This is a genomic window from Pseudomonas sp. SDO5532_S415, from assembly GCF_054071155.1.
Map to the genome: position 1 here is coordinate 1 of NZ_JBSVWS010000237.1, position 6867 is coordinate 6867.

The 6867-nt window shown below is 61.8% G+C and carries 5 protein-coding genes; all 5 read right to left on the minus strand.

Features of this window, described 5'->3' with window-relative positions; genetic code table 11:
• Positions 1-2232 (minus strand): type IV pilus assembly protein FimV (locus ACW9HW_RS27970; RefSeq protein WP_457402551.1); only part of this gene is annotated, 2232 nt, incomplete at its 3' end.
• Between the two features lie 207 nt (positions 2233-2439).
• Positions 2440-3450: an aspartate-semialdehyde dehydrogenase gene (locus ACW9HW_RS27975; protein WP_457402553.1), complete on the minus strand. Its 1011-nt coding sequence runs from the start codon at positions 3448-3450 to the stop codon at positions 2440-2442.
• A 239-nt stretch (positions 3451-3689) separates the two neighbouring features.
• Positions 3690-4802 (minus strand): aspartate-semialdehyde dehydrogenase, encoded by a 1113-nt coding sequence (gene asd, locus ACW9HW_RS27980; RefSeq protein ID WP_457402555.1) that lies wholly within the window; start codon positions 4800-4802, stop codon positions 3690-3692.
• 68 nt (positions 4803-4870) lie between these two features.
• Positions 4871-5953 (minus strand): 3-isopropylmalate dehydrogenase, encoded by a 1083-nt coding sequence (gene leuB, locus ACW9HW_RS27985; protein WP_095193305.1) that lies wholly within the window; start codon positions 5951-5953, stop codon positions 4871-4873.
• Positions 5954-6005: 52 nt separating this feature from the next.
• Complete coding sequence (locus ACW9HW_RS27990) at positions 6006-6773, minus strand: class I SAM-dependent methyltransferase (protein WP_457402557.1); 768 nt, start codon at positions 6771-6773, stop codon at positions 6006-6008.
• Between the last annotated feature and the right edge of the window lie 94 nt (positions 6774-6867).

Consider the following 6867-nt stretch of genomic DNA (forward strand, 5'->3'; position numbering starts at 1 on the left):
GTCGAGACTCAGATCGAAAGCACTGTCGAAATCGTCATCGGTCGGAATTGAGGCCAGGGCTTGCGGTTCGGGCTCAGGTTCCGGTTGCGCTGCTGGCGCAACAGCTACCGGCGTAATGCTGTCCAGATCGTCGAGACTCAGATCGAAAGCACTGTCGAAATCGTCATCGGTCGGAATTGAGGCCGGGGCTTGCGGCTCGGGCTCAGGTTCCGGTTGCGCTGCTGGCGCAACGGCTGCTGGCGTAACGCTGTCCAGATCATCCAGGCTCAGATCGAAAGCACTGTCTAAATCGTCTTCGGCCCGCACCTCTGCGGGAGCTTGCGGCTCGTCCAGCAGCAGGTCCTTGACGTATTGCGCGTCCAGTTCGGCAGCGGCGGCGGCAGCAGCAATTCCACCGGCGGCCACCAGCGCCATGGCCGGGAAACGGCTTTTCAGTTTTTCGACCTGGGCGAAATTATCGCCATTGGCCACCAGTTGACGCTCCTGAACCACGAATGCGTCGCGGTCGCCCTGCAAGCCGTAGACCTCCATCAGCTTCAGGCGCAAATCACTGCGCTGCGGCGCTTGCTTGACGCCCTCTTCCAGCAACGCGGCAGCCTGATTCAGACGTCCGGCGGCAATGTGCGACTGAGCCTGGCCCAATACATCGTCGGAACGCTCGGCGGCCGGCGCCACCAGCGGCGCGGCGATCGGCGGTGTCACCACGACCGGAGCAATCACCGGCGCCGGAGCTGGCGCAGGCGGCGGCACGGTAGCGCGCTTCACGCTTGGCGGTGGTACTTCCAGCCCTTCGAAGCTGCTTTCCGGCAGATCGAGATCCGAGGAAAACGGCTGCTCTTCGGCCAGGGCGCGGGCCATGCGCAGATGTTTCTCGGCTTCCTGCTGGGCTTTGCGGCGACGGGCCAGCAACAGCAGCAACAGCAACACCACCACTGCCCCGCCACCGGCCAGACCCAACAGCCATGGATTGGTCAGCAATTCGTTGAATTTCTGCTCGTCGGAGGCTGGCGATGCAGCCTCGGCGGGTGGCTCGGCCGGAGCCACTGCAGTCTCAGGCGCGGCCGGAGTCGGTGTTGCAGGCGCAGGTTCGGCAGGCGCTGCCCCAGGGCTGGCCGCCAGCTCAGCGGTGATCGCCGGAGCGGCCGCGGCAGGAGTGGCATCCGGCCCACCTGCGGCGCCTTCGGCCTGCAGCTTGGCCAGTTGATTGTTCTTCAGTTCGATCAGGCGTTGCAGCTTGTCCATCTGACTTTGCAGATCGGAGATGCGGCTTTTCAGTTCCTCGTTATCACGACGGGTCGTATCGAGGCTTTCCTGGGTGACCGCCAGCTTGTTGCTCAAGGCCTTGGCATCACCGGCTGGACCTTTGCCGCGGGCTTTTCCGGACTCGGCAGAAACCAGGCTCAGATTATCCCGCCCGGCTTGCGTCGACACGGCTTCACCGCGGCCGCGATTGGTGGCATCGAGTTGTTGCTGCCCGGTTCCAGGCTTGGGCACATAACGACGCCCCTGACGCCAGGCAGTGTTTTGAGCAGCCACTTCAGCGATGGCCTTGGACTGCGGCAGGCTGGCAGTTTGCGCCTGATCCGGCAGGCGCAGCACCTGCCCGGTTTTCAGGCGGTTGATGTTGCCGTCGATAAAGGCATCCGGGTTCAGCGCCTGGATGGCCAGCATGGTTTGTTGAATCGACCCGCCGTTACGGGCCTTCGCGGCGATTTCCCACAGGGTATCGCGCGCCGAAGTGGTGTATTGGGATGGCTGGGTCGCACCGGTGACCGGCGTTGTGCCTTGAGTCGGTACAGGCTGCGCAGCCGCTTCAGCGGTTTGCGGCGAGAATTTGGACGGATCGAGCAGCACGCTGTAATCGCGCAACAGACGACCGTTGGGCCACATCACTTGAACCAGGAATTTCACCATCGGTTCGGAAAGAGGCTGGCTGGAGGTCACACGCAGGATGCTTTTGCCGCTGGCGTTCAACACCGGGGTGAAGGTCAGGTCGTTGAGAAACGCCTGGCGATCGACACCGGCCTTGGCGAAATCTTCAGGTGACGCCAGGCTCGGCACCACTTCGGCAGCGGTAAGCTCCTTGACGTCGAGCAACTCGATTTCCGCCACCAGCGGCTGGTTCAGCGTCGACTTCAGGGTCAATTCCCCGAGTCCGAGGGCATGCGCCATACCGGAGGACAGCGCCGAGGCGGCCGCTATTGCTAACACCAGTTTGCGAACTTGAACCATAGCTCATCCTTAGTTTGAACATTCCTCGGCCAGCGAGAAGGTATTGATTGCCGCTGCCGTAAGGCATGGCGCGCGGCGGCGAAGGGTCGTCGCGCGCGATTGTTTCGTGCATGCCCCGGAAAGCCCCACTGGGTGACTCGCCTTCAGCATTCCGGCCAAGCATGGCGCTCGCCCGAAACCATTCGAAAATTTGTCGCCAAGTATCTTTTACAGCAGGTCTTTTATCAACAATTCGGCCAGCTGCACAGCATTAAGCGCCGCGCCTTTGCGTACGTTATCTGACGTCAGCCACACATTTAGTTCCGACAGGTCGTCGATACCGTGGCGAACCCGACCAACGTAGACCACATCCTGCCCTACCGCGTCGCCGACCGGTGTCGGGTAGTCGCCGGCTTCGACCAGCTCGATACCGGGGGCGTCTTCCAGCGCGGCATTGACTTTGCTCAGGTCGATCTCACTCGCCGACTGCAAGGTCACGCTAAAGCTATCGCCAAAAAACACCGGGGCTTGAATGCAAGTGACAGAAATCTTTAATGCAGGCAGCGCCATGACCTGGCGCAGCTCGCGCACCAGGCGCTTTTCCAGCAGCGTATGGCCTTGTTCATCCGGCTTGCCGACCTGAGCCAACAGGTTGAAGGCCATCTGCCGGTCGAAGAATGTCGGCTCCAGAGGACGCACATTGAGCAGTTCGGCAGTCTGCCGCGCCAGCTCGGTGACGGCTTCACGCCCCTGGGCAGACACTGCAAGGCTCGCCGTCAGGCTGACGCGCTGCAAATCGAGCAAGCCCAACAGCGGTGCGAGTACCACCGCCAGGGTGGTGGCCGAGGGGCTCGGGCTGCTGATCTGGAACGGTTTTTTCAGGCTGGCCAACACGTGTGCATTGGCTTCCGGTACCACTTGCGGCGCCTGATCGGCGGGCAATGCGCCGGACAGGTCGATCACCGAACAACCGGCGGCCGTGGCACGCGACGCGAAACTCAGAGTGACCGCCGGGCCAGCGGCGAAAAACACCAGTTGGACCTTGCTGAAGTCGAACTCATCGACTTCCCGCACCCGTACGTTCTTGCCGCGAAACGGCACTGAACTGCCGGCGGATTCGCTGCTGGCCAGCAGGTGCAGGTTGCCGACCGGGAAGTCGCGTTCTTCAAGAATCTGCACGAGCGTTTCGCCGACAGTACCGGTGGCGCCGATCACGGCAATATCAAAGGACTGGCTCATGGTTTTACCTCTGGCGAAACGGGGGGAGCGGCACTTTACCGGGTGGTGGGCATGCAGGCAATTCGACAGGATCTGCGGCGCCCAACATACCGCCTTCGCGAGCAGGCTCGCCTCCACAGGGAAATCACCAAACTCTGTGGGAGCGAGCCTGCTCGCGAAGAGGCCGGAACAGACATCATGGATCCATAAAAAAACCCGCACCTCTTTCAAGGCGCGGGTTCTTTCATTGCTTCAGTCGATCAACGCTCAAGCAGGATCCGCAGCATGCGACGCAGCGGTTCGGCCGCGCCCCACAGCAGCTGGTCGCCAACGGTGAACGCGCCGACGAATTGCGAACCCATGTTCAGCTTGCGCAGACGGCCGACCGGTACGTTCAGGGTGCCGGTGACTTTCGTCGGGCTCAGCTCCTGCATGCTGATATCGCGGTTGTTCGGCACCAGCTTGACCCATGGGTTGTGCTGGCTGATCAGACCTTCGATGTCGGCGATCGGTACGTCTTTGTTCAGCTTGATGGTCAAGGCCTGGCTGTGGCAGCGCATGGCGCCGATGCGCACGCAAATGCCATCCACCGGGATCGGGCTCTTGAAACGACCGAGGATCTTGTTGGTCTCGGCCTGGGCCTTCCACTCTTCGCGGCTCTGACCGTTCGGCAGTTCCTTGTCGATCCACGGGATCAGGCTGCCGGCCAGCGGTACACCGAAGTTTTCGGTCGGGTACGCGTCGCTGCGCATGGCTTCGGCGACACGGCGGTCGATGTCGAGGATCGCGCTGGCCGGGTCGGCCAGTTGATCAGCGACAGCAGCGTGGGTTGCGCCCATTTGCTTGATCAGTTCACGCATGTTCTGCGCGCCGGCACCGGAGGCCGCCTGATAGGTCATGGCGCTCATCCACTCCACCAGGCCGGCTTCGAACAGGCCGCCCAGGCCCATCAGCATCAGGCTGACGGTGCAGTTGCCGCCGATGTAGTTCTTGGTGCCCGCGTCCAGCTGCTGGTCGATGACCTTGCGGTTGACCGGGTCCAGCACGATGACCGCGTCATCCTGCATGCGCAGGCTGGAAGCGGCGTCGATCCAGTATCCCTGCCAGCCGGCTTCGCGCAGCTTGGGGAAGACTTCACTGGTGTAGTCGCCACCCTGGCAGGTCAGAATCACGTCAAGGGTTTTCAGCTCTTCAATGCTGTAAGCGTCCTTGAGCAGGGCAATGTCCTTGCCCACGGACGGGCCTTGGCCACCGACATTGGAAGTGGTGAAAAACACCGGCTCGATAAGATCGAAATCCTGCTCTTCCAGCATCCGCTGCATGAGCACGGAACCGACCATACCGCGCCAACCGATCAGACCTACACGTTTCATCGCAACTACACCTTCTTGAAATGTGGGCCGCTGCTTTCGGGGGTGAAATAGGCAGCGGGCCCGAGAGATTACAGATTCCGCAGCGCGGCGACTACTGCGTCACCCATTTGCTGCGTACCGACTTTAGTGCAACCGGTCGACCAGATGTCACCCGTGCGCAAGCCCTGATCCAGCACCAGGCTGACGGCTTTCTCGATGGCATCGGCCGCGGCCTGCTGATTGAAGCTGTAACGCAGCATCATGGAGACCGACAGAATGGTCGCCAACGGGTTGGCGATGCCCTGGCCGGCGATGTCCGGCGCCGAACCGTGGCAAGGCTCGTACATGCCCTTGTTGTTGGTGTCCAGGGACGCCGACGGCAGCATGCCGATGGAGCCGGTGAGCATCGACGCCTGGTCGGACAGGATGTCGCCGAACATGTTGTCGGTGACGATCACGTCGAACTGCTTCGGTGCGCGCACCAGCTGCATGGCGGCGTTGTCGACGTACATGTGGCTCAGTTCGACTTCAGGGTAATCCTTGGCGACCTGCTCGACCACTTCGCGCCACAACTGGCTGGACGCCAGTACGTTGGCCTTGTCCACCGAACACAGCTTCTTGTTGCGCACCATGGCCATGTCGAAACCGACACGGGCGATGCGACGGATTTCGCTTTCGCTGTACGGCAGGGTGTCGTAGGACTGACGTTCGCCGTTTTCCAGGGTACGGGTGCCGCGTGGCGCGCCGAAGTAGATGCCGCCGGTCAGTTCGCGAACGATCAGGATGTCCAGGCCGGACACGATTTCCGGCTTCAGGCTCGAAGCCTCGGCCAATTGCGGATACAGGATCGCCGGACGCAGGTTGCCGAACAGGCCCAGTTGCGCACGGATTTTCAGCAGACCCCGCTCAGGGCGGATGTCACGCTCGATAGTGTCCCATTTCGGACCGCCCACGGCGCCCAGCAGCACCGCATCGGCCGCACGGGCACGCTCGAGGGTTTCGTCGGCCAGCGGCACACCGTGCTTGTCGATGGCCGCGCCACCGATCACGTCGTGGCTCAACTCGAAGCCCAGGGCGAACTTGTCGTTGGCCAGTTCCAGGACCTTGACCGCTTCGGCCATGATTTCCGGGCCAATACCGTCACCTGGGAGAATCAGAATCTGCTTGCTCATGCTTTCCTCATGTCATCAGTCGGTGCGCCCAGGGGCGCGCCCGGAAAAATTCTTATCGTTCGGCCATCAGGACCAGCACATCGGTACTGAACGAACCATCGGCCTCAATCTCAAAATATTCGCGCACTTCGTTGCCCATCGACTGCTGCAATTCGCGGATCGCCGCGCGCATCACCTGCGGCGTACGCATGCGTTCGACCCAGGAGTTGTATTCCAGGCGCAGCCGCTGACGCGTGGTGCTGCGGGTGTGCAACCCTGCCTCACTGACCTGGCGCAACCACTCACCGGCGGAATAATCGCGCACATGACTGGTGTCACGCAGCACTTCGACGCTTTGCAGGTAAGTGTCGAACAACGGGCTGCCCGGTGACAACACATCGATGAACGCCGCTACGCCACCCGGTTTCAGCACCCGGCGAACTTCCCGCAGGGCCAGGCCGAGATCGCTCCAATGGTGTGCCGAATACCGGCTGAAGACGAAATCAAACTCGCCATCGGCGAATGGCAGGCGCTCGGCGGCGCCAAGGACCGTGGACACGTTGCTCAGCCCACGATCGACCGCGGCAGTGGCAACCACGTCGAGCATCTGCTGCGACAGGTCGTAGGCAACGACTTCTTTCACCAGCGCGGCCACGTGAAAACTGACATGACCGGCGCCGCAGCCCAGGTCCAGCACACGGGCATCGCCCTGCCCCGCCAGTTCGGCCTGTAGCAGTGCGAATTCGGTGCCTTGAGCGTGGACAGCGCTGCTCAGGTAGGCCGCGGCCTGTTCACCGAATTGCTTCTGGACTACCTGACTGTGCTGGGCGGTGCTGGTCATGGGGGACTTCCTTTTTCAGGGTTTAGTCTTGTGGTGCTGATTCGGGCCTCTTCGCGAGCAGGCTCGCTCCCACAGTGGAATGCATTCGAATGTG

What these genes read in the sequence shown, in the direction of transcription:
- ACW9HW_RS27975 (WP_457402553.1), bottom strand. Translation starts at nt 3,450, where the DNA reads ATGAGCCAGTCCTTTGATATTGCCGTGATCGGCGCCACCGGTACTGTC.
- ACW9HW_RS27990 (WP_457402557.1), bottom strand. Translation starts at nt 6,773, where the DNA reads ATGACCAGCACCGCCCAGCACAGTCAGGTAGTCCAGAAGCAATTCGGT.
- asd (WP_457402555.1), bottom strand. Translation starts at nt 4,802, where the DNA reads ATGAAACGTGTAGGTCTGATCGGTTGGCGCGGTATGGTCGGTTCCGTG.
- leuB (WP_095193305.1), bottom strand. Translation starts at nt 5,953, where the DNA reads ATGAGCAAGCAGATTCTGATTCTCCCAGGTGACGGTATTGGCCCGGAA.